Here is a 2,714-nt window from a genome sequence, read left to right as displayed (position 1 = left end):
TAATTTCGGCTTCAACAAGCGTTTCAACTTCGACGGCGGGTTTCAGCCGATCAAAGCCGCCGGCGACACCTCCGCCGCGACAGCATGGTCCTTCGGCCTCACCGGTTTCGTGCAGATTCGCCAACGCGAGCCCTTTCTCTCCTCCGACGCGGTCTTCCTGATCCCGTCCGTGTCCTATGTCATTTCGCAGGATTGGAACGCCAGCCTGGCGGTGGAATTTTTGGGTCGTTGGTACCAGCGCAACACGTTCGGCGCCGCCAACCACGACTATGAAGCCCTGCCGATCGCCACGCTCGAATTTGTCATCCCGGCGGCGGTTTTCGGCGGCGCGGACAATGCAAGGCGCTACGGACGGCCCGCCCTCGATCTCCAAGGATCCCACCTCTACGTCTGGTCGACCTCGCCGGGCGTGAGCTACGGCCAATGGGACCTTCGGGCGGCGCTGAAACTCGGCTGGCGGTTTTAATGTCCCCGTCCGAGGTCCGGCCCACGCCCGAATCCGGTCAAGAAGCGGAGGTCATCCGCCCGCCCTCAGGCCTCGACGCCGCCGTCGTCTTCGGCGTGCTGGTCGTTCTGCTCGCGGCCTCCTATCTGTTGTTTGGCAAGGACTCGGCGCTCGGCCCCAACCAGATCGCCCTGATCTTTTCCAGCGTCGTCGCGGGCGTGGTCGCGCACAAGAACGGCATGCGCTGGGAGGGTGTCAGCCAGTCTGTCGTCGATGGCGTGGCGACCGGCCTTTCGGCCATTTTCATCCTGCTCGCGGTCGGCGCCCTGATCGGCTCCTGGGCGCTCAGCGGCACGATGGCCGCGATGATTTACTACGGGCTGGAATTTCTCTCCCCGAATTATTTCTATATTTCGACGCTGGTCATCTGCGCGCTTGTCGCGGTGGCGGTCGGGAGCTCATGGACGGTCATCGGCACGATCGGGGTCGGCCTGATGGGCGTCGCCGCCAATCTGGGCATGTCGCCCGAGATCGCCGCCGGCGCAGTGGTATCCGGCGCCTTTTTCGGCGACCGGACCTCGCCCTTGTCGGATACGCTGAATCTGGCGACGGCGGTCACCGGCGCCGAACTGTTCAAACTGATTCGCGAATCGCTTTGGACTTCCTTGCCATCGCTCTTGCTCGCCGGGGCTTTGTTCGCCTGGCTCGGTCATCCGGCTGCCTCCGGCGAGTCGGACCACGCAATGAAAAATCTGGCGGTGCATTTCAATATTTCGCTCTGGGCCTTCCTGCCGCTGGTCGCGGTCTTCGTCCTCGCGATCCTGCGCTTTCCGCCCTTCGTCACCATTTTCGCCGGCGCGCTGCTGGGCGGCGTCGTCGCGGCGGTCCTCAACCCGCAGGTGGCGATGGACTTTGTACAAGATAGCGATCTCCCCGCGCCGATACGCATCTTCAAGGGCGTGTGGCTCGCTCTTTCAACCGGCTATGTCTCCCGGACCGGCGAGCCCGCCATCGACGCCCTGCTGTCGCGCGGCGGCATGGCGCAGATGCTCAACACCGTCTGGCTCATCATGTCGGCGCTGGCCTTCGGCGCCATTGTCGAACATGCGGGGCTGGTCCAGCGCATCGTCGGCCCCATCGCGGCGCGCGCCAAGTCGATCGGCGCCCTGCTAACCTCGGTCGCCGCCGTCTGCATCGGAACCAATATCGCGACCGCCGACCAATATATGGCGGTCGCCCTGCCCGGACGCATGTTCGGCCCCGAATTCCAGCGGCGCGGCTATGCGCCCGTCGTGCTGGCGCGCGCGCTCGGCGATGCCGGCGTGGTCACCTCGGCGCTCGTTCCCTGGAACAGTTGCGGCGCCTACATCGCGGCGACTTTGGCGATCCCCACCTTCAGCTTTGCGGGCTATGCATTTTTCTGCCTGTTCGCTCCATTGATGACGGTCGCGATCGGATGGTTCGGCATCCGCATGATCAGGACCGCCCCGGACGAGCAGAAGTCGCTTTCGATCAACGACTTGCCGGCTTAAGCGGCGTGGATGAATAACTGAATCACCGCCGGTTTGCGCAGCGGACGCGACCGTCGCTGCGAGAATGCGAGGGGTGGAGTGACGCGGCTTTGAAACCGTCATAATTGGTCAGACTTGTGCGTCCAGCGGAAATGGGTGCGTGGACGGGTGGACCTTGGGAATCCGGGAGTGGGGAGCTTGAACTTGAGTAGATTTCGTGGAACAGCGGTCGTCGTCGCCGCTCTGGTGTTGCTTGGCGCCGCTTTCGTTACGGAAACGGCAGAGGCCTCCAATCTTTCCTGTAAATTGGCGATCAAATCTGCCTGCGGCGGGGCGCGCCCGGACGGCGCCAGCGTGAGGGTCTGTTTCGAAAACCATTCCAGCCGCCTGTCGCGTTCGTGCGGCCACAGGCTTCCACACTTCGTCGCCGTAACGCACCGATGCGACGCGGATCAGCGGAGACTTTGCGGCCCCTCCACGCGAGCCTCGGCCGCCGCCGCATGTGTGCATCGCCGGCTCGCCGATGTCAGCGCGTCTTGCAAAAGCGCGCTTGCGGACGTCGGAGTCCGTCGCGCCGCCCGGAATTGAACTCAGCCGGAAAGCACGTTCAGGAAGACGCGCCGCCGGAAATATGCGCGAAAGCCGACAGCGCGCGGCGGCGGTTGAAATCATGGTCAATCAGCGGCGCGGGATAGGTTTCCCGCGATTTGACGCTGGCCCCGGCGACGAGGACGGTTGGCGCCATCCAGGGTCGATGG

General features: G+C 64.1%; 1 protein-coding gene and 1 pseudogene. Both read left to right on the top strand.

The features are described 5' to 3' along the window. Positions 1 to 466: pseudogene (locus tag QZY01_RS21815) on the top strand (hypothetical protein); the annotation flags it as partial. Further along, positions 466 to 1,977, top strand: coding sequence for a Na+/H+ antiporter NhaC family protein (locus QZY01_RS21810; RefSeq protein WP_294541434.1), 1,512 nt, complete (start codon positions 466 to 468; stop codon positions 1,975 to 1,977). The pseudogene QZY01_RS21815 and the gene QZY01_RS21810, both read left to right, overlap by 1 nt. The last annotated feature ends 737 nt before the right edge of the window (positions 1,978 to 2,714 follow it).

The sequence above is a fragment of the uncultured Rhodoblastus sp. genome (genome assembly GCF_903903185.1).
In the GTDB taxonomy this organism is placed as follows: domain Bacteria; phylum Pseudomonadota; class Alphaproteobacteria; order Rhizobiales; family Beijerinckiaceae; genus Rhodoblastus.
This window is presented reverse-complemented; position numbering and strand designations above follow the sequence as displayed.